We start from the raw sequence: 25247 nt of genomic DNA on the forward strand, positions 1-25247 counted from the left end.
CCAACTTCTACCGTTTCCCAACCCCAGGAATTAGATATCCACTTGTTTTCAATGCAGCATGTCGTCATACGCAAAACACACCCCGGGCATAGCGCGCTCTGTCACCCCATGCCAATAAGCTGGCAACAGCATGCAAATTCAGTCGCGAATCATACTTATATAAACCAAAACCACAATAAAGTTCACAAATAAAAAAGCTGGCGCGAATTTCGCTCCAGCTTTGAGAAATAATACATCTAAACTATCAGTTAATAACGATTTGGCAGCTTATTTACGTACCAGGGTCAGGGATGAGGGTAACTGCTCCCCGTTCTTCAAGTAAGTCTCTTCCCGCTGTAACTTGCCGTTACCTAACCAGGTAAAAGAAAGACTATCCAGACGACTCTTACTGTCCAAAGTAAAATTAGTTACATCCTTGAAAGAGAATGCCAAAGTATCTTCAGCACTATTTTTTTGCCAGCTTAATCTGGGCTGATTACCCTGGGGGCAATAGTGCGTCACTATTAAATTATCGTTATCCAAGTGGTAGGCCGTCAGAGAATGTTGGCGCCCGTTATAAAGCCAACTTTCCAGTACTACGCTCCCCCCAGCTGTATCGGAAAAACTAATAACAAAATCGTCATTTTTTGCCCCTTCCTCTCTCCACTCTCCAGCTAGCCCTTTGATCTTCTCAAAAATTGCCTCTGCACCATTACCCTGGCTGGCAATTACAGGCTGAAATATTACTATCCCAAAAAATAGAATTACTAGTTTTGATAAATTCCCTATCATATTCTCATCCAACCTAAGAAAAATACGCAACAAGAAAGGCCCTCCTTAAAATAAAAATTTCAGGAGTGGTCATCCTACAGTTGTTTTTATATTTTCATGAGGCGAATAGCAATACGCTTCATCGCATTGGCCGATTTAATATCCATATCTCTGTTCATCAAGATAATAAAACCATCCTTACTTTCTGGCTCAAAATACATAGCTACAAATACACCCAGATCAGTTCCCATGTGCCCAGTAAGGCCATTGCGATCGCGCCAAAAGAAGCGCTGCGAATCTGATACAGACAGCGGTAATTGCAGACGAAACATTTCCTGATACATAACATCTGATAAGATCTGAGCTCCAGCTTTATCCCGATTATTAAGCAGCGCTAGCAAGAAATCGCTGAGGTCAGCAATGCTTACACGAACACCACCGTCGGGATATTGCGGATTACCACTGTGTGCATACGAATGAAATTGCTTGTACTCAAAAGGAGGATCAATAAATCGACCAATTAAATAATTCATCTTCTCCGCTTCACTATCTACACACAGACCGATATATGGTACACATTGCTCTACTTTGTAGGGGACTGCGATAGAGCTCAGATCTACTCCATTGAGTCTCCAATTGGCAGTCTCCATATCCAGGCTGTGGAATAAAGTATCCCGACTATAATTGGCGAGAGACTGGCCGGTTACTGACTCAACCAATAAACCAGCTAAACCGGCAGAAAGATTACTGTATTGTCTGTGCTCCCCGGGGTTATTTGTCAGATAATAATCCCCACTACCGTACAGGCTTTCCCCTTTAACCAGCAGGGAACGTAGATGTTGCTCCAAACTGATAGAGGGATCACGATTTTCAGTGTAAGTGGTGTAGTCAAAATAATCTTTAATTGCTGCAGAGTGACTCGCCAGATGTCTCAGTGTAATTTTTTCCCCTTCTATATGTGGATTGTCGACCTTAAATGGTAAATAGCTATTAATGTCCTCATCCAACGCCAATTTACCATCGTCGACCAATTGCAACAGTGTTACGCCCATAATCGGCTTACTTATCGAGGCAATATTAAATAACGTATCCTGAGTAACTGGTTTGCCGGCCTCAATATCGGCCATCCCGTACACTTGTTGAAGCGCAAGTTCACCTTCTTTTATTCTGGCAACGGCTATTCCGGGTATAGCTGCCTCATGCATAACTGCAGGAATAAAATCTTCGATATTATCAATTCCGGCACTTTGCTTCTGCTCACTTGGTACGACTAGCAAGAATATGAAAATACCTATCGATATCAGGCCCACTAAATAAATTTTCCTCATTAAAGCAATCCTTACAGTTAATTCAGGGCCACGGTCGAGCCCGTACCTAACTGCGACGCCAGCAGTGAAGGCTATAGATGCAAAGAAGGAAGAAAAATAAAGAGTGACCGCTAAGCGGTCACTCTACTGAGCGCCGCCAGAGGCGCTTATTCGGACGGGAGTACTGGGAATATGTCGCCGTGCTTATTCGAGGCCCAATTTAGACCAAATTTCATCAACCTTTTTAACCACATTCGAGTCGCGCTCAATGGGTACACCCCACTCACGACTAGTTTCACCTTCCCATTTATTAGTCGCATCAAAGCCTATTTTTGAGCCTAAACCAGAGACCGGTGAAGCAAAATCCAAATAATCAATCGGAGTATTTTCTACCATCACCGTATCCCGCGCAGGATCCATACGTGTGGTCATCGCCCAGATTACATCTTTCCAATCCCTGGCATTGACGTCTTCATCAGCGACAATAACAAATTTGGTGTACATAAATTGACGCAGGAAAGACCAGACCCCCATCATTACCCGCTTGGCGTGGCCCGCATACTGCTTCTTCATGGTGACCACGGCGAGACGGTAAGAGCATCCCTCCGGCGGTAAATAAAAATCGACAATTTCAGGAAATTGCTTTTGTAGGATTGGCACAAAAACCTCGTTTAAAGCCTCGCCTAAAATCGCAGGTTCATCCGGTGGGCGCCCGGTATAGGTGCTGTGGTAAATGGGGTTTTTACGGTGCGTAACCTTCTCTACCGTAAACACAGGGAAGCTGTCCACTTCGTTATAGTAACCGGTGTGGTCCCCATAGGGACCCTCATCAGCCATATCATTGGGATAGATAAACCCTTCCAGAACATATTCGGCACTGGCAGGCACCTGAAGATCACTGAGTAAGGCATCGGTCACTTCTGTCTTATCCCCCCGCAGCAGGCCGGCAAAGGCATACTCAGACAAAGTATCCGGCACTGGGGTAACGGCCCCCAGAATTGTGGCGGGATCGGCACCCAGGGCAACAGCTACCGGATAGGGTTCACCGGGATGCTTCTTGCACCAGTCCCGATAATCCAGCGCCCCCCCGCGATGACTGAGCCAACGCATAATTAGGCGGTTCTTTCCGATTAATTGCATCCGGTATATGCCCAGATTTTGCCGTTTCTTCTCAGGCCCTCGGGTAATTACTAAGGGCCAAGTGACCAGCGGAGCGGCATCTCCCGGCCAGCAGGTTTGGATTGGCAGCTGATGCAGATCAACCTGATCCCTCTCAAGGACTATCTGTTGGCAAACTGCACCCTTTACGACTTTTGGCCCCATATTCAGGACCTGCTTAAAGACCGGCAACTTCTCCCAGGCATCGCGGAGATTTTCCGGTGGCTGCGGCTCCTTGAGAAAAGCCAGTAGTTCTCCCACTTCACGCAGCTCGGCAACACTCTCTCTTCCCATTCCCAGGGCGACACGCTCTGGTGTTCCGAAAAGATTGGCGAGAACGGGGGTATCGAAGCCTACCGGATTTTCAAACAGCAACGCCGGCCCCTCTGCTCGCAATACGCGATCGGAAATTTCTGTCATTTCCAAAATGGGGTCAACAGGGTGCTTGATTCGTTTTAGTAGGCCGCGCTTTTCCAGCAACTTAATAAAGTCGCGTAGATCTTTATATTTCATGGGCTAACAGGGCGTGACTATAAACCAGAGCGCAGTGTAAAACAGAAGGCGCAGGATGGGTAACAACACACCAATTGGAATGAAGAGAGAGGCAGGAGGGAGTCGCGGCTCGCAAGCCTAGGCTGCGAGCCGCGGAAATAATAAGCTTTTTACAGCTTAGAAGCGGGGGCGACGCGGACGATCTTCGCGAGGCTTAGCTTCGTTAACGCGGATGTTACGGCCAGACATAGGCTGGTCGTTCATCTCTTCGATAGCTTTGCGTGCTTCATCGTCGTTAGGCATTTCTACGAAACCGAAGCCTTTAGAGCGGCCAGTCTCACGGTCGGTGATAACAGTAGCCCGAGAGATCTCTCCGAATGCACCGAAAGCTTCGTGCAGGTCGTCAGAGGTTACCGCGTAGGCCAGATTTCCAATATAGATATTCACAAAAGGTTCTCACTAGGTGTGTGGGCTGTCGTGCAGTCACAAATGGATAACCAGCTCCACCAGATTAACCATTTGAGATTGGCCCTTTCGGAGAAACTCCTGGGCCAATTCAGTAAGGCGCGTTGCCTAAAATCCATATCAAGCGCCACAATATGGAACTTTATATGCCTAATGGCTCGCCTTTTCAACAGTAATAGACGTAATTAACCGCCTTATTCTGCTTTAAGTAAATAAAGAGCGCCTTTATAGACGCTACTTTATATACAACAATTATTTCCGTTTCATGGATAGGAAGAATTCATCATTTGTCTTGAAATCTTTCAATTTATCCACTAGGAATTCAGTCGATGCAACATCTTCCATATCGTGTAACAGCTTACGCAAAATCCACACTCGCTGCAGCTCGCCCTCTGGCATTAACAGCTCTTCCCGGCGAGTGCCGGATCTGCGCACATTAATGGCCGGATATACGCGTTTTTCAGCAATTTTGCGATCCAGCTGCAATTCCATATTACCGGTACCTTTAAATTCCTCGAAAATCACTTCGTCCATTTTCGAGCCGGTATCGATAAGTGCAGTAGCAATAATAGACAGACTTCCGCCTTCTTCAATATTTCGCGCTGCTCCAAAGAAGCGCTTCGGGCGCTCTAAGGCGTGAGCATCAACACCACCGGTTAATACTTTACCGGAGCTAGGAACTGTTGTGTTGTAAGCGCGAGCCAGGCGGGTGATAGAGTCGAGCAAAATAACCACATCTTTCTTGTGCTCAACCAGGCGTTTGGCTTTTTCAATTACCATTTCCGCAACTTGTACGTGACGTGCCGGCGGCTCATCAAAAGTAGAGGCAACAACTTCACCGCGCACGGAGCGCTGCATTTCTGTCACTTCCTCAGGACGCTCGTCAATCAAAAGTACGATCAAATGGCACTCTGGATTATTGCGCGTAATGGCCTGTGCCATATTTTGCAACATAATCGTTTTACCGGCCTTCGGCGGCGCAACAATCAAGCCGCGCTGGCCTTTCCCGATTGGAGCTACAAGATCAATAATACGACCAATCAGGTCTTCGGAGGAGCCGTTTCCGCACTCGAGGGTGAGGCGATCGTTGGGGAAAAGAGGGGTGAGGTTTTCGAAAAGAATTTTGTTACGTGCGTTTTCCGGTTTGTCAAAATTAATTTCGTTAACTTTTAATAAGGCAAAATATCTTTCACCTTCTTTCGGTGGGCGAATCTTTCCGGAAATTGAGTCACCCGTACGTAAATTAAATCGGCGAATCTGACTTGGAGATACATATATATCATCCGGTCCCGCAAGATAAGAGGAGTCAGCAGAACGCAAAAATCCAAAACCATCTTGAAGGATTTCTAATACGCCGTCGCCATAAATATCTTCACCGCTTTTGGCGTGGCGCTTGAGGATATTGAAAATAATATCCTGCTTGCGCGAACGGGCCAGGTTTTCAAGGCCCATGCCTTTGGCTATTTCAATCAACTCTTCAATGGGTTTGGTTTTTAATTCGGAGAGATTCATACCAATTGCTTATTAATGTTTCTGTTGTCATATGGCGCGGACACGCCTGAAATTTTGAGGAGGGGTTTGATATTAGAGATTAGCTCGTCTATTTACCCGATACACCTAGGTACCTTTTCCTACCAAGACCACAGTACTCAGTAAACTTTTGCTCTCCATAATCAATTTATGGAGCATTATCAGAACAAGTTCAACTCGAGGAGTATACGCGCCGGGGATGGTCAGGGACCCTGTGGAGGGGCGTTTTGTCAGCTCGTCTCATTTAATTCAAGACCGCTGAACTATTTCAGAATTACAGCCAGTATAACGGGTGTTTCCAATCCTGCAAAGAAATTTACCCCCTTTGCAGGATGGAAACGACAGTCTTACAGCTGACCGTCGATAAACTCAGTCAGCTGCGCGCGGGACAGTGCGCCGACTTTAGTACCTTCGACATTGCCGCCTTTGAACAGCAGCAGCGTGGGGATACCACGGACATTGTATTTGGCCGGGCTCTCTTTATTCGCATCAACGTCTACTTTTACGATCTTCAACTTATCGCCGTAGTGGCCTGCCAGGTCTTCCAGCACTGGAGCGATCATCTTGCACGGACCGCACCACTGTGCCCAAAAATCTACCAACACCGGGCCTTCAGCTTTGAGAACTTCTGCTTCGAATTCAGCGTCAGATACGTTGACGATTGAGTGCTCGCTCATATTGCATTCCTGTTCTTTAGTTACTCGATGCGTGGGCACCGCCAACGCATCTTCTCACGGTCACAGCAGTGGTTATACAGCTGCGATGCACCATTGCCCTCAAAATTGGGGCGCAAAATGGGATTTCAAGTCTTTCCTGCCACAGACTTACGCCTGCTCCAGGAAGCGCTGCAAAATCTCATCGATATAGTCAAAGCCAAAAGCCGTGGCAGCAATCCGCTTATCGAGACACTCTACAAGCTCCATTGCCATCAGGGTAGGCCATTGTTTTTGCAGCTCGGACATCGGCAGCCCGGTGTAGCGGGTAAAAGTATCACTGGGAACACCATCCGCCAGGCGAAGGGCATTCATAAGAAACTCCAGTGGCAAATCCTCATTCTCAACCCTGTCAGTATGGGGTTCAGACAAGGCACTATGCAGCAGCTCGGGATGTTGCCTGGCGATAGATAAGTAGTCCCTCGGAGTGCGTGTGCGACGACTGCGCAGAATTTGCCCAGTTTCAGCTAGGGTTACCTTGCCATGAGCACCGGCACCAATCCCCAGATAATCTCCGAATGACCAATAATTAATATTATGGCGGGATTCAAGTTCGGGTTTGCTATAAGCCGACACCTCGTAACGACGATAGCCCTCGGACGCCAGTAGTTCGCGTCCGCTGCCCTGCATACTGGCTATCAGCTGGGAGCCGGGGGTGACTGGTGGCGCACTGTAGAATGCAGTATTTGGCTCAATCGTTAATTGGTACCAGGAAATATGCTCTGGAGCCAAGGAAATTGCTCGGCGCAAATCGCCAAGGGCTTCCACCTCGGTCTGATTGGGCAATCCGTGCATCAGGTCGAGGTTAATATTGTCAAAGCCCGCGCGACGCGCCATTGCCAGGGCACCTTCGGCCTCTTCTCCGCTGTGAATACGTCCCAACTGTTGTAGCTGATTGGAATCGAAGCTTTGCACTCCAATAGAAAGACGATTAACTCCAGCAGATCGATAGCCAGTGAACTTGGCTTGTTCAAAAGTGCCGGGGTTGGCCTCCAGGGTTATCTCGACCCCCTCAGCAAAACCCACCACCTGCTCAGCAGCCTCCAGGATCTGCCCAATTGCTTGGGGGGAGAACAGACTCGGCGTGCCGCCACCAAAAAAGATGGACTGCAATTTTCGCCCCTGCACCCAGGGCAACTGGCTGATAAGATCCAGGCGCAACTGCGCCACATACTCGGATTCCGGTAGGGCGTAGTCCGAATTAGCCCGGTCTCTATCAGCCTGGTGGGAGTTGAAATCACAGTAGGGACATTTGCGCACACACCAGGGGATATGGATATACAGGCTCAGCGGTGGCAGCTGTAATTCAGCAATCTGATCAGGCAAGGTCGGCACCCTGCATATTTTGCTGCCATAAAAGCTCAAATTGAGACATAGCCTGGGCCCTGTGGCTCAGTCGATTCTTCAAGTCTCTCGGCAGTTCAGCGGAGGTCATTCCCTCAGATTCAACAAAGAACAGCGGGTCATAACCAAAACCCTGCTCTCCCGCCGGCTCCCGCAAAATTGTCCCACTCCACTTTGCACTAGATACCAAAGGCACCGGGTCATCCCATTGCCGCACAAAAGCCAGTGCGCAGTGGAAACTGGCAGTGCGATGCTTAGATTCAACATCAACCATGGCCTCCAATAACTTCGCATTGTTTTTTTCATCAGTCGCCCCGGCACCTGAGTAGCGTGCAGAGTAAATTCCCGGCGCACCACTCAATGCATCTACCGACAGCCCGGAGTCATCGGCTAATGCAGGCAGGCCACTGATACGGCTGGCGTGGCGGGCCTTAATCAAAGCATTCTCAATAAAGCTCAATCCGGTCTCATCAGCGTCACTTACCCCAAAGTCAGACTGAGGAAGAACCTGTATATCCCATGAGGCGAACAGCTGTGAAAATTCGCGAAGTTTGCCGGCATTACCGCTGGCAAGAACAATTTTATTTACCATATTGCTTCAAACAAAAAGCGGGCCTCGGCCCGCGGTGAATCTTAAAGAAGGGGTTTCGACCAGCTCTCAGCCAGCGGAACCTTGGCAGATGTCTATCGGTTCAATCTGCGACGGAAAGTGATCGTCTCACTTTTACCATTGGGCAGCTTGATATCTACGTTAAAGGTAAGGGTCTCCTCATCCTCAAAGCGCAGGGGTGCGAGATAGTAAACAGCATCTCCTTCCCGAATTTCTTTGAACTTAAGTGGTCTTGACTGCTGGATCAGGTTGGTAGCTGTGCCAGACATCTCAGCGCTGAGGCCATGGGTTCCGCCCTCTTTCTTGACGACAGAGACATTTACATACGCCCGATCTTTTGCTCGAGCCAACTGGTACTGACGGGCGATATCCGGCTGGATAAAATCGCTATTGAACACTGAATAGACTACTCGATAGTCGCCAAAATCAGCGTAGTTCTTAATCGTACGCGCTTCTTGCGCGGCAGCGCCGACAGATAAAAATAGCAAGGCCACAGAAGCAGCCAGGGTAAGGATGCGTTTCACGCTCCACCTCCAGTTGTTATAGGCGCCACCTCTCCCGGTAGGTTTGGTGGTCAATTCCAGTCAGGCCCCCTCAGGAGTGCCTCTCTCGATCTATTTATCGCGCCAAAGTCCTCCACAAAAGAGCTGGCGCAAATCTTAGTTTAGCGAGTTAGATGATAGATGGCTGTCTCACCAAACAAATTTGGTAAAAAGTCTTTGAATGCCCGCCCAACCGAGGACTCAGAAACCACTTGCCGATGCAGAATCGCCCAGCCATTTTCTCGGCATAACACCTCAAAGTCTGTAAAAGTACAAAAGTGAATATTGGGAGTGTCATACCATTCGTATGGCAATAAGTCGGATACTGGCATGCGCCCGGAGAATGCGAGGTGCCAGCGGGCCTTCCACTGCCCAAAATTGGGAAACGTAATAATGCAATCCCGCCCAACCCGGAGCATTTCCTCTACCACTAAATGAGGCTGACTCAAGGTTTGCAGTGCCTGGGTCATCACCACAGCATCAAAGCTGCCATCAGCAAAATTTCCCAGCCCTGTATTCAGATTTTGCTCGACAACATTGACCCCACGGGCCACACATCGCTCTATTTGCTCGGGATCAATCTCCAGGCCATAGCCTTTCACATTTTTATTTCTCCCCAGCTGATCGAGCAGTGCACCATCGCCACAGCCGAGGTCGAGAACCCGGCTGTTGGGAGCGATCCATTCCTGGATCACATCCAAATCTATCCGCATCAGTACACCTCCTCAGCAATTTCTGCCGCAACTCTATGCATATAGGCACGAAATACACCTTCATAACGACCATTGGGCAGCAGGAAGGCATCGTGTCCCATTGCTGACTCTACTTCGGCATAGCTGACTGGAATATCCGCGTGCATCAGGGCATCGGCGATTTCCCTCGAGCGCTCCGGCGCAAAGCGCCAATCAGAAGTAAATGACACCAATAAAAACCGGCACTTGGCATGGGAGAAGGCCTCTACCGGGTCATCCCCGTATTCCCGAGCTAAGTCGAAGAAATCCAGCGCTCGAGTCATCAGAATGTAAGTATTGGGATCGAAGGTGGTGGAAAAACTGGCTCCCTGGTAGCGCAGATAACTTTGTATCTGAAACTCCACCTCTTCATCCGACCCCTGCTGAAAGCTGCCACTGCGCAATTCTCGACCAAACTTGCGCCCCAACCCATCGTCAGACAGATAAGTGATATGCCCGATCATACGCGCAACGGCCAGGCCTCTACGGGGTAACTTATCCTGTTGGAGGTAGTGCCCATCGCAAAAGTCTGGATCGGATGTTATCGCCTGGCGTGCGGTCTCATTAAACGCGATATTCTGTGCAGATAACTTCATGGCAGAGGCAATCACCACACAATTACGCAGGCGCTCAGGGTATTCCAGTGACCAGCGCATCGCCTGCATTCCACCGAGACTGCCGCCAACAACCGCCGCCCATTGTCGAATACCTAGCATATCCGCCAGACGCGCTTGACTGTGGACCCAGTCGCGGACACGCAGTGATGGAAAATCCGGCCCCCAGGTAGTGCCGGTATCCGGGTTGATGGATACGGGGCCGGTAGATCCGTGGCAACCGCCGAGATTATTAACAGACACCACAAAGAAATGATTAGTATCTATCGGCTTACCCGGACCGATATAGTGATCCCACCACCCCGGACGCTTATCATCGATACTGTGTCGCCCCGCAGCGTGATGATGCCCAGACAGAGCATGACAGATCAGAACTGCGTTAGTCTTTTCCCTATTGAGTTCACCGTAAGTCTCATAAACCAGAGTGTAATTTTTCAGTACTCGGCCACAGGCCAATTCCAGCGGTTCACTAAAGTGATGGCTTTTAGGCTCAACAAGGCCCACGGAGCCTGGGTCACCGGTAGTTGCGGTTTGGGCTTCCGCAGAAGCGATAGGATTTTCCGTTGACAAGGCACTGTATCTGTCAGGTTGATAGGTGCTGCCTGGCAAATTGCCGAAGCAGTCAGTGAATAAGATCACTGCAACTTATAACAAATGCCAGTCAGAACCAATATCAATTAGCACCCAATTCAGGTGGTATGCGAGGCCTTCAAGGGGGTTACGTTGTGCGCGCGCGGCGCCGGCGCAACCGGCTGTGGTGCAGAGCTGTTGTGCCGCAGTAAATCCTCTAACGCCACCAGCGCCTTATCATTGCGCTGAACCTCATCCTCGAGTGTCCGAAGATCCGTGCGACGACTGCGAGTTTTCTGTTTCAACTCGGTGAGCTTAATCAAATGGCGATTGAGTAATTGTTTCTGATACTGCGCATGCTGTTTAAGAGGCTCAAGAGCCTGCTCTAACCAATTTTCCGCTTTGTTACCCATATCGTCGTAAAGCCGACCCACTTCACTGGCAAGCGTGGTAATAAAGCGCTCGCTGAGACGGCTGCGGCGCGCCAATAACAACTGCGGGGATCGCCTCAGCTGAGCGGCCTGGCGATGCAGTCCACGCAACGCGAAGCGAAATTTGCGGATAGTAAAATACTGCTCGGCATCATCCACTTTCTTTAAGCTGGAGCGCTCAAATACAGCGTCGAGCAAGCGATTAGCCTGATCCACTTCCCGCTCGAGGTTAGACATCTGATGGTCTACCCCTTCCATAAAAGTATCGATAGCCCTGGCCATGCCCATAGGCGTCCAACGGCGATTGAGAGTAGCCAGGGTATCGTCAATCAGCGCCTGCAACTGCTGTCTGGATATCGGCGCCAACAAAGAAGTGCTTTGTCGTGTAAGCATTCTCTGGCTGGATTTGAGCGTCAGCAATTCCTGATGACAAATCTTATGCTGCTCGCGCACGGTCGTCTGCAACTGTTCCAACTCTGCCAATTGCTCTGAGGTGTTGCCACTATTGCGCTGCAGGTGAGCCAACGCTGCCCGGCCACTATTCAAACGACGCTTGAGTAGATCGCGGGTATCAGCCATCAGGGTGAGAGCTTGATGCAGTGAGCGGTGCTCGGCCATTTTATGCCGGTGCTCCAACAGGCGCTGAACCAGCATCCTTTCAAACTCACCGAAGCGGCTGCTTCGCACCAAATCCGCATCCCGCTGCTGGCGCCCCAACAGAGCCATTTTTGCAGAGACTCCGGCAACACTTTCCTGAGGCAGAGACAAGAGACCGGCCACTTCGCTGCGCATGCGTCGCAGCAGCAGCTCAGCATCCTCCTCCGGATCATCCCAAAGCACATCCATCTTGTTGAGCAGGGCCATCACGGATGTTCCGCGATGCTCTTGCAGTGGCGCCAGGTGAGTTTCCCACATGCTCATATCGGTACCACTTACCCCAGCATCGGCAGCCAGCAGAAAGGCAACCGCCTGGGCCCCGGGCAGTGTACTCAATGTGAGCTCCGGCTCATTGCCGAGGGCGTTCAGTCCCGGGGTATCAATAATACGCAACCCCTGATCCAGCAATGGGTGCGGCAGACAAATCAAAGCAAAACGCCAGGCGGGGATCTCGACTAGGTTCCCCTTGCCATCCAAGTGGCGCCGATCAAAGCCATAGCGGGCGGCCTCTTCCGGCATTACTGACTTGGTCGAGGCAACCTTCAATAAAGTCTCTCGGGTCGCCTCGGGATCATTGGCATCAAACTCGTGAGTTACCCATTTTTGCGGAATTCGGCGGAAGCTCTCCAGGCTGGTATTCGTCGCCAGGGTCTCAATCGGAAGCAGCCGCAGACTGGCGCGCTCACCGCCATCACTGAAAATTTCCGTGGGGCACATAGTGGTGCGCCCCGGTCTTGAGGGCAGTAGACGCTGGCCGTAAGTTTGCGACAACAGGGCATTGAGCAGTTCAGTTTTCCCCCGTGAAAACTCCCCAACTAAAACCAGGGTGAACTGGTCATCTGCAAGTAGGGCGCGGGCCTGCTGTACAACCTGGCAGGCACCAGCAGAATTAGAGAAGTGCTGTTCAAGCCATTGGCTGAAGTGGGCAAACTGGCGATCGAGATTCTTTTTCCAACGGTCGTAGTCAGAAATATGCTGGCGTAAAAGTGCGTCTTCCATTTCACGGTGTTCTTGTTATTGAGACCCGGGACTAACGGCCCCTACTAAGACAAGAGAAAGGGCCGTCAATCGATAGTATAAGAGTCTAACACCGCGCCAAATACGATCTAGTACGCACAGGTGAAGAAATGTTCAGCCGGTCACAATTTAAGAAACCTTCGAACAACTGCACAAGCCCCAGAGGGCGGGGCTTGAAAGATGCAGGGGATATTTTGGGGTTGAGCAGAGTCCGGTTAAAAGCCGGGAATATGCCAAAACAGGCTGTACACGAAAGGCGGCATATTGGCCATTTGGGCAAAACCAATAAGCAGCCTGTTAATCACAGTGAGCAGGATAAAGACAAATATCGGGCTGATATCAATCACCCCCAACGGCGGAATCAAGCGTCGCACAGGTCCACAAAATGGCTCCAGGAGTTGGTGCAGTAAAATTAGAATTGGATGGCCGCTATTCGGCGCAATCCAGCTGGCAACGATGGAGACCAATAAGCCGACAAACACCATCGCTATCACAGTGGAAACACAGCCGATCAACGACCACAGCAGAGCACTGAGGAGGTTAACCAGGCCGTAACCTGCGATCATGGCGCAAGCCATAATCATCGCCCAACCGACTATCAACGCCAGTACTACTGAGGCCATATCGACGCCAAAAAGTCCTGGCACCACTTTGCGCAGCGGCAGCAACAAAGGGTTGGTAACCTTCACAACGCCCTGAGATATGGGGTTGTAAAAATCCGCACGGCCCAACTGCAATAGGAAACGCAATAACACGGCGAAAAGGAACAAAATGCCCAGTATGCCCACGACATAAACGCCGATATCGCTGAAGGTATTGACCATGGATAAACCCTAAACAAAAAGATTTTCAGCAGCCACCGCTGCACCTACCCAATTGGACCGGAACCTGTTACCGATCCAATTCCTTTGCCATTTCCGTCGCCCGCTCCTCGCAATCGCGCATGGCATCGGCCACTAACTGCGGCAACCCACCCTTCTCGAACCGTTGAACAGCGCGCTCAGTGGTTCCACCTGGTGACATCACATTGCGCTTCAACTGGGCGACGTCAACATCGCTGGCGACCGCCAGTTTGGCGGCGCCCAGGGCAGTTTGCAACACAAGGCGCTCCGCATCCGCACGGGCAAGGCCACCGGCGGAAGCCGCATCAATCATGGCCTCCATAAACTGGAAAAAGTAAGCCGGTGCCGATCCCGCTACCGCAATCACCTGATCGATGCCGCGCTCTTCCTCAACCCAATATGAGATACCTACCGCATCGACGATGCGCCCGGCAAGTTCCTTCTGTTCGCCCGTAACCTTGCTATCGGCATAAAGACCGGTAACTCCGGTTTGCACCAGGGCCGGGGTATTAGGCATAGCCCTGACAATAGGGAGGTGCATTCCCATCCAACGGTGGTAAGCCGCGAGCGGAATTCCCGCAGCAAAAGTGATAATCAAGGGCGAGCGATCCACCAAATGGGGTTTCAGTCCCTCACAAAGTTCTCGCATAACTTGCGGTTTCACCGACAGTACAATTACATCGGCATCAACAATAGCGGCAACATTATCGTCACTAATAGCTACCCCATGGCTCTCGGCAAAAGCATTAAGTTTGTCCCGATCACGGCCTGTAGCAGTGATCCGGTCCGCCGGATAACCGGAGGCCACCAAACCACCGATCACTGCCCCCGCCATATTGCCGGCGCCACCAATAAAAACCATCTTAGGGATCGCTGTACTCACTCATATCACCTTGGGCGGTTACAAAAATTTTGTTGCTTTTCCCCGTTCGGGGCACTCCGCTAATATGTGGCCGCCAGATTCAAATAACAAGAGAGCCATACCAAGTGGCTCCTAACGGAGGACAGTATGCAAAAAGGATGGCGTTCACTGCTTATAGCGACACTGATCACTGCGACCAGTGCCGCTGGTGCAGTAGAAACTCGTACGCTAAACAACGGCCAATTGGTACTCGAAGATGTGCCAAACATTCCCCAAACTATCATCAATGAGCTCAATCGTTATCAGAACGTACGCTCAGCTAGCTTCCGGGGCTGGGACCTTGACGGTAACGGTATCTATGTCAGTACCCGCTTCGGCGAAGTTTCTCAATTACACAAGGTAGAGAATGCAGGTGGCGCTCGCCGACAGCTAACCTTTTTCGAAGAACCTATAGGTGGCATCTCTACCCGCCCGGAGCACCGCCAACTGGCATTCACCATGGATGCCGGCGGCAATGAATACGCCCAGATTTTCCTGTTTGATACAGAAAATGGCACTAGCGAGATGATTACCGATGGTGAGTCTCGCAATGGCAGTATTCTCTGGAATAAGCAGGGCTCCGCTATCTCTTACCAGAGTACTCGCCGAGATGGCAGGGCCAATGATATATGGCTAACCACTTTCGACGGTGACAAAAAAGAAGACCGCTTGATCCTTAAGTCTGAGGATGGCAGTTGGTGGGGTCCCAGTGATTTCTCACAATCCGGCAGCCAAATTTTGGTCATGCAATATATCTCCTCCACTCGATCTAATGTCCATTTGCTGGATCTCGACAGCGGCGAAGTCTCACTACTCGCCGGTACGGGCGATGAAGAGGCTGATTCCCGCAATTTCCCAGCGGGTTTCAGTTATGACAATCGCTCGGTTTATATCATCTCTGACAAAGGGCGCGAATTTACCCAACTGATCCGCAAAGACCTGGAGAGTGGCGATGAAAAGATAATTACCTCCGATATCCCCTGGGATATCAGCAGCTTTATCCTCAGTAAAGACGGTCGCCGCGGCGCTTTTGTCGCCAACGAAAATGGTATGTCCTCCCTCTATCTATACGATCCACGCAATGACCGCTACCGCAAGGTCGACTCGCTGCCGATCGGTCTTATCGGTGGAATAGAATTTAACCCCGAAGGTGATAAGCTGGCCCTAACCCTAAACACGCCTAAAACTCCCTCCGATTCCTTTGTAATGGACCTTGGCCGCCGCCCGCTATCCAGTGGTGACCTTACCCGATGGACATTTAGTGAAGTCGGTGGTCTCGACAGCGAAAGCTTTGTCGAACCCGAACTGGTGCACTATCCCACTTTCGACGAGGTGGATGGAAAGCCGCGTGAAATTCCCGCATTCGTCTATAAGCCGCGCAATGCCAAAGGCCCCGTACCTGTGGTTATTTCAATCCACGGTGGCCCTGAAGGACAGTACCGTCCCATGTTTTCCAGCACATACCAGCTGTGGCTAGAAAAACTTGGCGTTGCTGTAATTGCTCCAAATGTACGCGGGTCCGCTGGTTATGGTAAGAGCTACCTAGCCATGGATAACGGCTACAAGCGCGAGGACTCAGTTAGGGATATCGGTGCTCTTCTGGATTGGATTGCTACCCAGCCTGATCTGGATCCGGAACGCGTTGCTGTGTTTGGCGGCAGCTACGGTGGTTATATGGTGCTGGCCAGTAGTGTTTACTACTCAGATCGTTTAAAAGCAGCAGTGGATATCGTCGGCATCTCTAACTTTGTCACCTTCCTCACCAATACCAAGAGCTATCGTCGCGACCTTCGTCGAGTCGAATACGGTGATGAGCGGGATCCGCAGATGCGCGCTTTCCTGGAAAAAATCAGCCCCAACAACAATGTAGACAAGATCCAGGTGCCAATGCTCGTAGTGCAGGGACAAAATGACCCTCGGGTACCTGTCACCGAAGCTGAGCAAATCGTGGCTGCACTTCGCGAGAATGGCAATCGAGTCTGGTATATGAACGCACTCAATGAAGGGCACGGTTACCGCAAGAAAGAGAACAGTGATGCCTTTACCCAGGCAACAGCGCTCTTTTTTGCCCAACACCTGCTGAGTGAAGATCAAAAAAAGCAGCTCAGCTTGAATGAACAATAATTATTTGTTCCCAGAGAAAGAAAACGGCCTTTAGGGCCGTTTTCTTTTTAGAACTTAACTATGTAAGGAGCCCCTGATTAACTAAACAAAAAAGGAAATGTTTCCACAATCGCGATCAAGTTCAGAACAATCGCCAATATCCAAAGCCAGTAGCGGCTCTTATCTCCGAATATCCCAATAACTGCCGAATTCAAAAAACCGGTAACCAATGAGATTTTGGGAGAAACAAATGCAATCAGGCAGATAAAAGCCAACCACTCAAGCGCCACCCAAGTCACCAGTACACTATTTGTTACAGACAGAGATAGCACCGCGCTCACTGACAAAAGCAGCAGCAATACATCTACAGTCCCAGATTTTGTCATCCCGTATCCCAAAAAAATCTACTTGCGTACTAATTCTGTCATGCAGAATAGTTTCGTGCCCCAAAAATATCTGTGCCGATACGCACAATAGTGGCGCCGCAGGCAATAGCAGCCTCCATATCTTTAGACATCCCCATGGATAGAGTATCGAAGGTCTGCTCAGGAAATTCTTCACGAAGACTTTGCAGCAACCCTGCCAACTGGATAAATGGTTTTTCCTGCTCAAATACATTGTCACGAGCAGCGGGAATCGCCATCAAGCCACGCAGGCATAGCCCCGGCAATGTCATCACTTCACGCGCCAGAGCCACCAAATCCTGTGGAGCTATGCCAGACTTGCTCTGCTCGCCATCGATATTCACCTGCAAGCAGATATTGAGTGGTGCCATATTACTGGGACGCTGTGCCGACAGACGTTGGGCGATTTTTAAGCGATCCACCGTGTGCATCCATTGGAATCGCTCTGCCACAGCGCGGCTTTTGTTCGATTGAAGCGGTCCAATAAAATGCCAGTGAATATCCAGGTCGGACAGGGCATCCTGTTTTTGCAGGGCTTCCTGTAAATAATTTTCGCCAAAGTGATGCTGGCCAGCAGCAAAAGCAATCCGCAGGTCTTCCGCCGGTCGTGTTTTGGAAACCGCCAACAAGGTAATTTCTGCGGGGTTGCGATCGCAGTTGTTGCAGCATGTCACAATCCGCTCACCTACTGCATTCAGGTTTTCGACGATTGTCTCTTTGCGCATATACTGATGCCCTTACCGATTTGAGCGGCGATTTTACCTGAGCCCAAACAAGAACCATAAGGTAGCAGTATGGATATCACTGAACTCCTCGCCTTTAGCGCCAAGCAAAACGCCTCGGACTTACACCTCTCGGCGGGCCTGCCGCCGATGATCCGTGTCGACGGCGACGTGCGCCGTATCAACCTGCCCTCAATGGAGCACAAGCAGGTACACGGCCTGATCTACGAGATCATGAACGATAAGCAGCGCAAGGATTACGAAGAACTACTGGAAACAGACTTCTCTTTTGAAGTCCCCGGTGTCGCCCGCTTTCGTGTAAACGCCTTTAACCACAACCGGGGTGCCGGCGCCGTATTCCGGACCATTCCCTCCAAGGTTCTCACTATGGAAGACCTGGGAATGGGTCAGGTGTTTAAACAGATCTCAGATACTCCCCGTGGCTTGGTACTGGTGACCGGGCCCACGGGTTCCGGTAAGTCCACCACCCTGGCGGCGATGATGGACTACATCAACGACAATAAATACGAGCATATCCTCACCATCGAGGACCCGATCGAATTTGTGCACGAATCCAAGAAGTGCCTGGTGAACCAGCGTGAGGTGCACCGGGATACCCACGGCTTTGCCGAAGCGCTGCGCTCTGCACTGCGTGAAGACCCGGATATCATTCTCGTGGGTGAGATGCGGGACCTGGAGACCATTCGCCTGGCGCTGACTGCGGCAGAGACCGGTCACTTGGTATTCGGCACCCTGCACACCACTTCCGCCGCCAAAACCATTGACCGTGTGGTGGATGTATTCCCGGCGCAGGAGAAAGCCATGGTGCGTTCAATGCTGTCGGAATCCCTGCAGGCCGTTATCTCCCAGACGCTAATGAAGAAAAACGGCGGTGGCCGGGTCGCTGCCCACGAAATTATGCGCGGTACCCCAGCCATCCGTAACCTGATCCGCGAAGACAAAATCGCGCAGATGTACTCGGCCATCCAGACCGGAGCCAGCGTCGGCATGCAGACCATGGACCAATGCCTGGAAGACCTGGTGGCGCGGCGCATCATCAGCCGCGAAGTGGCTCGCGAAAAAGCCAAGATGCCGGAGAACTTCTAAACGGCCAAAACCCGCCCCCAATCTGGGGAAGAAAAGTCGAGATAAAACGCGGTAATCACCATGGATATTGAAAGACTTCTACAACTGGTTGTAGAGAAGGGCGCTTCGGATTTATTTATCACGGCGGGCGTCCCGCCCTCCATCAAACTGCACGGCCGAGTTGTGCCCTGTAGCAGCACCGCGCTCACGCCAGAGAAAGCGCGCGAGCTGGTGGTGGGAACCATGAACGAGAAACAGCGGCGCGAGTTTGCCGAGCAAAAGGAATTGAACTTCGCGATTGCAGTGCGCAACGTGGGGCGTTTCCGGGTATCGGCCTTCTTTCAGCGCAATCTGGTGGGTATGGTGCTGCGTCGCATCGAAACCAAAATCCCCACTATCGATGGACTCGGACTACCCGACGTACTCAAAGACCTGGCCATGACCAAACGCGGGCTGATTATTTTTGTGGGCGCCACCGGTACCGGTAAGTCCACATCCCTCGCCTCCATGATCGGCCACCGCAATGAGAACACCAAGGGCCATATCATCACCATTGAGGACCCGATCGAATTTATCCACCAGCATCGCGGCTGTATTGTGACCCAGCGCGAAGTAGGCCTGGATACCGAGTCTTTCGATGTAGCCCTGAAAAACACTCTGCGTCAGGCACCAGATGTTATTCTGATCGGTGAGGTACGCTCCCGCGAAACCATGGACCACGCCATCGCTTTCGCCGAGACCGGCCATTTGTGTCTGTGCACCCTTCACGCCAACAATGCGAACCAGGCCCTCGATCGGATCATTCACTTCTTCCCGGCAGACCGCCACAAACAGTTGTTTATGGACCTGTCCCTCAATCTGAAGGCGATGGTGGCCCAGCAGCTGGTACCGACCCCCGATGGCGATGGCCGCCGTGCCTGCCTTGAGATCATGATCAATACCCCACTGATGTCGGACCTGATCCGCAAAGGCGAAGTGGATAAGATCAAGGAGTTGATGAAGCGCTCTGGTGAGCAGGGAATGCAGACCTTCGACCAGGCACTCTACGAGCTCTACGATGGGGGAGAAATTACCTATGAGGATGCCCTCTCCCACGCCGACTCCGCCAACGATTTGCGCCTGATGATTAAGCTCAAATCCGAATCCGATGCCGAGTACTTAAATAGTGCCGCTGGCGAGTTGAGTCTACAAAATGATTCAGAGTACGGAGACGGTGGTCCTCAGCTCTACTAGCCCCCGATCCAGCCAGATCAAAACCGTTTACAGACATATCAAAGGTTCCCAGCCTGTAAACGGTTTTCACCCGGTATAATCCGCTGCGGATATTTCCGCAATGCAAAAGCTGATCCCGCCCGATATTGAATGATCTCGCAGGCTCTTTTCTGCAGCATTTTTATTGGAAGAAAATAGCCTTTCAATAAGTCTCTATTTTCCTGCGCAATATCCCGTTAAAAGAGTGACCAATCAATGTGAATAAAAAAGTCGCCTTGATCACTGGTGGCAACCGGGGCATTGGTGCCGCGACAGCCAAATTACTTGCCCATAGGGGGTACCAGATTGCCATTAGCTACCGGCAGCGCAAGCAGCAAGCGGAAGAACTGATCGCCGAGCTTCGGTCTTTTGGTGTTTTAGCAATAGCCGTTCGCGCCGATATCTCCTCGGAGAAAGATATTGTCCAGCTATTCAATACGGTCGACGAGCAACTAGGCCCAATTAGCTGCCTGGTTAACAACGCGGCAATCATTAAACCGCAAATGCGCGTCGAAACGATGGACGCTGAGCGCATCAATGAAATCCTGCTTACCAACATCACTGGCACCCTGCTCTGCTGCCGGGAAGCAATCAAAAGAATGTCTATCAAAAATGGGGGCACTGGAGGAACCATCGTGAATATTTCCTCTGCTGCCAGCCGTTCGGGATCACCTAACGAGCACATCGACTATGCAGCGAGTAAGGGCGCTGTCGATACGCTGACCATCGGGCTCAGCCAGGAAGTCGCCGATGAAGGGATTCGTGTAAATGGTGTTAGGCCTGGCTTTATTTATACAGAAATGCACGCTGATGGTGGCGAAGCAGACAGAATTGAGCGAGTAAAGTCTGCGATTCCACTCAAGCGTGGGGGGCGAGCAGAGGAAGTGGCTAAAGCTGTGGCTTGGCTACTCGGTGATGAATCCACCTTTACTACCGGTTCATTTATTGACGTTGCAGGCGGGAAGTAGGACCAAAAATTATGTTAGAAGCACTCTTTTCACTAATTGCAGCAACCGCTCTGTTGCTCGGTTCCCCTGGCCCGGCACCACTTGCCCTGGCCGCATCGGGAGCGACATTTGGAGTGAGAAAAAGCGGCGGTTTCCTTATCGGCATCCTGCTCGGCCTGAGTGTCGCCATTGTCGGGGCAACCGCCGGCATCGCCGCACTGCTGGCAGCCTGGCCAGAAGCGCGCTTGGCGGTTCAGCTTTGCGGTGCCTTATATATTGGCTATATCGCGATCAAAATTGCCACGGCCCCGGTACTGGAGCAGGGCGCATCGGCGACGGCTCAGCCTCCGTCGCTGCTGGATGGGTTTATTTTTAACTTATTGAACCCCAAGGCCTATGCCGCCTTCCTTGCCATATTCTCCCAATTCTTACTACCGATTGAAGAGAGTGGCCTGAGCTATTTAGCCACAGGGTTGGTCTGTTTACTGGTAGCCGCTGCGGTGGATTTTATCTGGTTGTGCTTAGGAGGAAGCCTGAGGCCGGTTTTTCATAAACCCAGGCAGGCGCGAATAATCAGGGTATGTTTTGCGGTATTAATGGTGGCAGCCGTACTCGCTGTTTTTATCCGCGGAAGCATTTAAGCTCTAACACATCTCTGCGATCAATCCTTTTACCGAAGGCAGCATGCGCCGGCTCACCAGCGGCGCTGCTGTTACGCCATCCAGCTCTACCCGGTAATTTGTACCGTCCCTGCGCAACCCAACAATATATTGCACAGCCACCAGTGCGCTGCGGTGAATACGCACGAAACGCTGTCCAAACTCACTCTCAAGCTCTTTTAGAGACTCATCCAGAATGGTCTCTCCAGCGGAGTGATGGGCCACAACATACTTGCTGTCCGCAACCAGACAGCGGATAGAATCTACATCCAGCAGCTCCACCCCCAGGCGGCTTATCGCCTTAATGCGGCTGCGGCCACTGGGCTCCTCCAGATCCTGCTTGGTTAACAACTGCTGCTGCGGCTTACTCAGACGCTGCGCTTTGGAAACCGCCTCGCGCAGCTGCTCGACATTCACAGGTTTTAATAGATACCCCACCGCTGAGGTGGCAAAAGCGGGCAAAGCAAACTCATCGTGAGCTGTGCAGAATATTATTGCCGGCGGACACACAAAGCTGGATAACTGCTGAGCCAATTCCAGGCCGCTACCACCGGGCATTTCAATATCCAGTAGCACAAGGTCCGGGTCGAGTTCGCGGATCTGTGATAGTCCGGCTTCAATATCTGCCGCTTCTCCCACAGCAATACAATTATCGATCCTCTCCAACTGCCGGTGCAGACGGGCACGAGCCAAAGGCTCATCATCAACAATCAGTACGCGCAATTGGGTCACTCCATCACCTCGATAGTCTTCTTGGAATTTGTGCTGGACTCTATTTCCCGCCGGTCCACTTCCCGGGGAGATAAGGGTAGCTGTAGTATGACCCGGTACCGGCCCTCCTCCCGACAGGCGGTAAATTTGAAGCGATCGCCGTAGTATGCAGTGAGACGCTGGCGAATATTCTCTGTCGCCATGCCATTACCAGTCTTCGCAGGAACTGCACTGTCCTGTGGCAATGGGTTTTCAATAACAACTTTGAACATGCCCCCCTCTTGCGAGAGTTGTACACTGATCTCTCCGCCTGCCCGCAACTGTGCCACACCGTGCAACACCGCATTCTCCAATAGGGGTTGTAGCAACATACTGGGCAGCTGAACCTTATCCAGGCCCTCGTCTAGCTGCCAACTCTGGCGCAAACGTTCCCCCAGACGCAGGGCTTCAATCTCCAAATAGCGTTGAGCTAGAGTGACCTCTTGCGCTAAAGGCACCAGCTTTGGATCGGCGAGGCTTGCACGAAATAATGCACATAAATCCTCTACCAACCGCTCCGCGCGATCAGGATCAACGGCGATCAAACTAGCCAGGCTGTTCATACTGTTAAAGAGGAAATGGGGGCGAATCCGCGATTGAAGTGCCTCAATTCGAGCACCGAGCTCCGCCTGCTGCTGGTTGTAGAGTTGCTGCTGAAGATAGGCGTAGCGCAATACCACCCCCGCACAAATAGCCCCAAGCAGGCAGTCGCCCGCAAACCCCCAGCTGTCAAAGCTGGTCTGTAACAGCACCGCGCGCAGGGAGCGCTGCACTGCCATCACCAATGTGAGCACCGACAGCACTGCAATAAAACTCAAGCCGCCAGCGAGTTTGTGGGGCATTTTCGCCAGGCTCGGCCGAAGCCGGCACAGCAGCGCGGCCGAGGGTAATATCACCCATTGGATCACCAGAGAGATCAGCCCCAGGCGCTGCCAACTGAACTCCTGTAAACCGTCCAGGGCCAGGACCAAGACCAATGCCAGCAATTCCCCCATCAACACCAGTACCGCCAGAGAGGTGACACTACAGAGGTCTGGCAGAAACGGAAGCTGCCCAGGTAGCGCAGAATCCTTATTTCCTGTGCGATATTTTCGAATTTTCTGCGTTATAATGCCCGACGGCCAGGGGAATGACATGCAGTTGTTATTCTTGATTGTCCCAAAGTTCCAAGCGCAAGATATCACCAAGCTCCCCAGCCTTTCATCTCACTGCAGCCAGGAAAACCATGAGTAACGAAAAATCCCCCTCCGAGTCCGCCAATAATCCTGCCGCCAAACTCTGGGGCGGCCGCTTTAGTGAAGCCACCGATGCCTTTGTCGAGCGATTTACCGCCTCGGTGACTTTTGACCAGCGCATGGCCATGGAAGACATCCAGGGATCACTTGCCCACGCGCAGATGTTGTCAGAAGTGGGGGTATTAAGTGCTGATGAATATCACAAGATAGCCGACGGTCTGAAGGGCATCGCCGAAGAGATAAAAGCGGGAGAATTTCCCTGGTCTGTGCAGCTCGAAGATGTCCATATGAATATCGAAGCGCGCCTGACCCAACGCATTGGTGCCACTGGCAAGAAACTGCATACCGGCCGCTCGCGCAACGATCAGGTGGCAACCGACATCCGCCTGTGGCTGCGTGGGCGCATCGATCTAATAGCTGCCGAACTAACCCGCCTGCAAAATGGCTTGGTCGATTTAGCGGAGCGCGAAGCCGATACCATTATGCCCGGCTTTACTCACTTACAGAGCGCGCAACCGGTGACCTTTGGCCACCACTTACTGGCCTGGAATGCCATGCTGAGCCGGGATTTCGAGCGCCTGATGGATTGCCGCAAACGGGTTAACCGCTCACCGTTGGGGGCCGCAGCACTGGCCGGCACCAGCTATCCGATCAATCGCGCACGCACGGCGGAGCTGCTGGGCTTCGATGCCCCCACAGAAAACTCCCTCGACTCAGTCAGCGACCGGGACTTCGCTATTGAGTTTTGTGCTTTCGCCGCGCTGCTGCTAACCCATCTGTCTCGGGCCAGTGAAGAGCTGGTGCTGTGGACTTCCAGCCAGTTCGACTTTATTGACCTGCCCGATCGCTTCTGCACCGGCTCCTCAATTATGCCGCAGAAGAAAAACCCCGATGTTCCGGAGCTGGTGCGCGGAAAAACCGGCCGGGTTAACGGCCACCTGATTGCGCTGCTCACACTGATGAAGAGCCAACCGCTGGCCTACAACAAGGACAACCAGGAAGATAAAGAGCCGCTATTCGATGCCGCCGATACCGCACTGGATTGCCTGCGCGCGTTTGCCGATATGGCGCCAGCACTGAAGGCAAAAAAAGAAAATATGCTGGAAGCTGCGGCCAAGGGCTTCTCCACCGCGACGGACCTGGCCGATTACCTGGTACGCAAAGGGGTGGCCTTCCGCGATGCTCACGAAATTGTCGGGCAGTCCGTATCCTTTGCTATTGAACAGGGTAAAGACTTATCCGAACTCAGCCTGGCCCAACTACAACAGTTCTCAACAGAAATTGGCGAAGATGTATTTGAGGTGCTGACTTTAGAGGGCTCGGTTGCGGCTCGCGATCATATTGGCGGTACCGCACCAAACCAGGTGCGCGCGGCCTGTAAACGCGCACGGGAAGAGATTTCGCAGCACACTTAAG

The 25247-nt window shown here is 51.5% G+C and carries 24 protein-coding genes; 6 read left to right on the plus strand and 18 right to left on the minus strand.

Annotation, left to right across the window (positions count from 1 at the left end; genetic code table 11):
* Nucleotides 1–267: 267 nt before the first annotated feature.
* From ACJJI5_RS00385 to proC, 14 genes are all read right to left on the minus strand, one after another.
* Nucleotides 268–804, minus strand: coding sequence for a hypothetical protein (locus tag ACJJI5_RS00385; protein WP_445355247.1), 537 nt, complete (start codon nucleotides 802–804; stop codon nucleotides 268–270).
* A gap of 53 nt (nucleotides 805–857) precedes the next feature.
* On the minus strand, nucleotides 858–2078 hold the full coding sequence (locus ACJJI5_RS00390; RefSeq protein ID WP_445355248.1) for a serine hydrolase domain-containing protein: 1221 nt from the start codon (nucleotides 2076–2078) through the stop codon (nucleotides 858–860).
* A gap of 183 nt (nucleotides 2079–2261) precedes the next feature.
* Nucleotides 2262–3728, minus strand: coding sequence for a 4-hydroxy-3-polyprenylbenzoate decarboxylase (gene ubiD / locus ACJJI5_RS00395; protein ID WP_445355249.1), 1467 nt, complete (start codon nucleotides 3726–3728; stop codon nucleotides 2262–2264).
* A gap of 156 nt (nucleotides 3729–3884) precedes the next feature.
* Nucleotides 3885–4154, minus strand: a complete 270-nt coding sequence (gene rbp / locus ACJJI5_RS00400) for an RNA-binding regulator (protein ID WP_108731407.1) — start codon at nucleotides 4152–4154, stop codon at nucleotides 3885–3887.
* Nucleotides 4155–4424: 270 nt separating this feature from the next.
* Nucleotides 4425–5684, minus strand: coding sequence for a transcription termination factor Rho (rho, locus tag ACJJI5_RS00405; RefSeq protein ID WP_108731406.1), 1260 nt, complete (start codon nucleotides 5682–5684; stop codon nucleotides 4425–4427).
* Between the two features lie 365 nt (nucleotides 5685–6049).
* Entirely contained in the window at nucleotides 6050–6379 is a 330-nt protein-coding gene (trxA, locus tag ACJJI5_RS00410; RefSeq protein ID WP_282930316.1) for a thioredoxin TrxA, read from the minus strand.
* Between the two features lie 147 nt (nucleotides 6380–6526).
* A complete protein-coding gene (hemW, locus tag ACJJI5_RS00415; RefSeq protein WP_444918787.1) occupies nucleotides 6527–7741 on the minus strand; it encodes a radical SAM family heme chaperone HemW in 1215 nt (404 codons plus the stop codon).
* Nucleotides 7734–8351 (minus strand): RdgB/HAM1 family non-canonical purine NTP pyrophosphatase, encoded by a 618-nt coding sequence (gene rdgB / locus ACJJI5_RS00420; protein ID WP_444906642.1) that lies wholly within the window; start codon nucleotides 8349–8351, stop codon nucleotides 7734–7736. The genes hemW and rdgB overlap by 8 nt, the downstream gene beginning before the upstream one ends.
* Before the next feature lie 92 nt (nucleotides 8352–8443).
* Nucleotides 8444–8893 (minus strand): DUF4426 domain-containing protein, encoded by a 450-nt coding sequence (locus tag ACJJI5_RS00425; protein ID WP_413664060.1) that lies wholly within the window; start codon nucleotides 8891–8893, stop codon nucleotides 8444–8446.
* A 140-nt stretch (nucleotides 8894–9033) separates the two neighbouring features.
* Nucleotides 9034–9624 carry a methionine biosynthesis protein MetW gene (gene metW, locus ACJJI5_RS00430; RefSeq protein ID WP_444918786.1) on the minus strand — a complete coding sequence of 197 codons (591 nt, stop codon included), beginning with the start codon at nucleotides 9622–9624 and terminating at the stop codon, nucleotides 9034–9036.
* The gene (gene metX, locus ACJJI5_RS00435; RefSeq protein ID WP_445356338.1) at nucleotides 9624–10808 is read right to left on the minus strand and encodes a homoserine O-succinyltransferase MetX; all 1185 of its coding nucleotides are present in this window, start codon (nucleotides 10806–10808) and stop codon (nucleotides 9624–9626) included. Before metX ends, metW begins: the two co-directional genes overlap by 1 nt.
* Before the next feature lie 137 nt (nucleotides 10809–10945).
* Nucleotides 10946–12913, minus strand: a complete 1968-nt coding sequence (locus tag ACJJI5_RS00440; protein ID WP_413664058.1) for a dynamin family protein — start codon at nucleotides 12911–12913, stop codon at nucleotides 10946–10948.
* A 233-nt stretch (nucleotides 12914–13146) separates the two neighbouring features.
* Complete coding sequence (locus tag ACJJI5_RS00445; RefSeq protein WP_445355250.1) at nucleotides 13147–13755, minus strand: YggT family protein; 609 nt, start codon at nucleotides 13753–13755, stop codon at nucleotides 13147–13149.
* Between the two features lie 67 nt (nucleotides 13756–13822).
* Nucleotides 13823–14656: a pyrroline-5-carboxylate reductase gene (gene proC, locus ACJJI5_RS00450; protein WP_445355251.1), complete on the minus strand. Its 834-nt coding sequence runs from the start codon at nucleotides 14654–14656 to the stop codon at nucleotides 13823–13825.
* 126 nt (nucleotides 14657–14782) lie between these two features.
* On the opposite strand from proC, the gene ACJJI5_RS00455 reads away from it, so the two are divergent.
* Nucleotides 14783–16798 carry an alpha/beta hydrolase family protein gene (locus ACJJI5_RS00455; RefSeq protein WP_445355252.1) on the plus strand — a complete coding sequence of 672 codons (2016 nt, stop codon included), beginning with the start codon at nucleotides 14783–14785 and terminating at the stop codon, nucleotides 16796–16798.
* 77 nt (nucleotides 16799–16875) lie between these two features.
* Here the strand turns inward: ACJJI5_RS00455 and ACJJI5_RS00460 are convergent, their stop codons facing one another.
* Nucleotides 16876–17163 (minus strand): hypothetical protein, encoded by a 288-nt coding sequence (locus ACJJI5_RS00460; protein WP_413664054.1) that lies wholly within the window; start codon nucleotides 17161–17163, stop codon nucleotides 16876–16878.
* 38 nt (nucleotides 17164–17201) lie between these two features.
* Nucleotides 17202–17906: a YggS family pyridoxal phosphate-dependent enzyme gene (locus ACJJI5_RS00465; protein ID WP_413664053.1), complete on the minus strand. Its 705-nt coding sequence runs from the start codon at nucleotides 17904–17906 to the stop codon at nucleotides 17202–17204.
* Between the two features lie 69 nt (nucleotides 17907–17975).
* Between ACJJI5_RS00465 and ACJJI5_RS00470 the strand changes: the two genes are divergently transcribed.
* From ACJJI5_RS00470 to ACJJI5_RS00485, 4 genes are all read left to right on the plus strand, one after another.
* On the plus strand, nucleotides 17976–19010 hold the full coding sequence (locus tag ACJJI5_RS00470; protein ID WP_108731395.1) for a type IV pilus twitching motility protein PilT: 1035 nt from the start codon (nucleotides 17976–17978) through the stop codon (nucleotides 19008–19010).
* A 60-nt stretch (nucleotides 19011–19070) separates the two neighbouring features.
* The gene (locus ACJJI5_RS00475; protein ID WP_108731394.1) at nucleotides 19071–20222 is read left to right on the plus strand and encodes a PilT/PilU family type 4a pilus ATPase; all 1152 of its coding nucleotides are present in this window, start codon (nucleotides 19071–19073) and stop codon (nucleotides 20220–20222) included.
* A gap of 236 nt (nucleotides 20223–20458) precedes the next feature.
* Complete coding sequence (locus tag ACJJI5_RS00480) at nucleotides 20459–21208, plus strand: SDR family oxidoreductase (RefSeq protein WP_445355253.1); 750 nt, start codon at nucleotides 20459–20461, stop codon at nucleotides 21206–21208.
* A gap of 11 nt (nucleotides 21209–21219) precedes the next feature.
* The gene (locus tag ACJJI5_RS00485) at nucleotides 21220–21828 is read left to right on the plus strand and encodes a LysE family translocator (protein ID WP_445355254.1); all 609 of its coding nucleotides are present in this window, start codon (nucleotides 21220–21222) and stop codon (nucleotides 21826–21828) included.
* A 3-nt stretch (nucleotides 21829–21831) separates the two neighbouring features.
* Here ACJJI5_RS00485 and ACJJI5_RS00490 read toward each other — a convergent pair whose 3' ends face one another.
* A complete protein-coding gene (locus ACJJI5_RS00490; protein ID WP_445355255.1) occupies nucleotides 21832–22578 on the minus strand; it encodes a LytR/AlgR family response regulator transcription factor in 747 nt (248 codons plus the stop codon).
* On the minus strand, nucleotides 22575–23732 hold the full coding sequence (locus ACJJI5_RS00495) for a sensor histidine kinase (RefSeq protein ID WP_445355256.1): 1158 nt from the start codon (nucleotides 23730–23732) through the stop codon (nucleotides 22575–22577). The genes ACJJI5_RS00490 and ACJJI5_RS00495 overlap by 4 nt, the downstream gene beginning before the upstream one ends.
* A gap of 89 nt (nucleotides 23733–23821) precedes the next feature.
* On the opposite strand from ACJJI5_RS00495, the gene argH reads away from it, so the two are divergent.
* Nucleotides 23822–25246, plus strand: a complete 1425-nt coding sequence (gene argH, locus ACJJI5_RS00500) for an argininosuccinate lyase (protein WP_445355257.1) — start codon at nucleotides 23822–23824, stop codon at nucleotides 25244–25246.
* The last annotated feature ends 1 nt before the right edge of the window (nucleotide 25247 follow it).

It is taken from the genome of Microbulbifer maximicatervae (SeqCode), assembly GCF_052467955.1.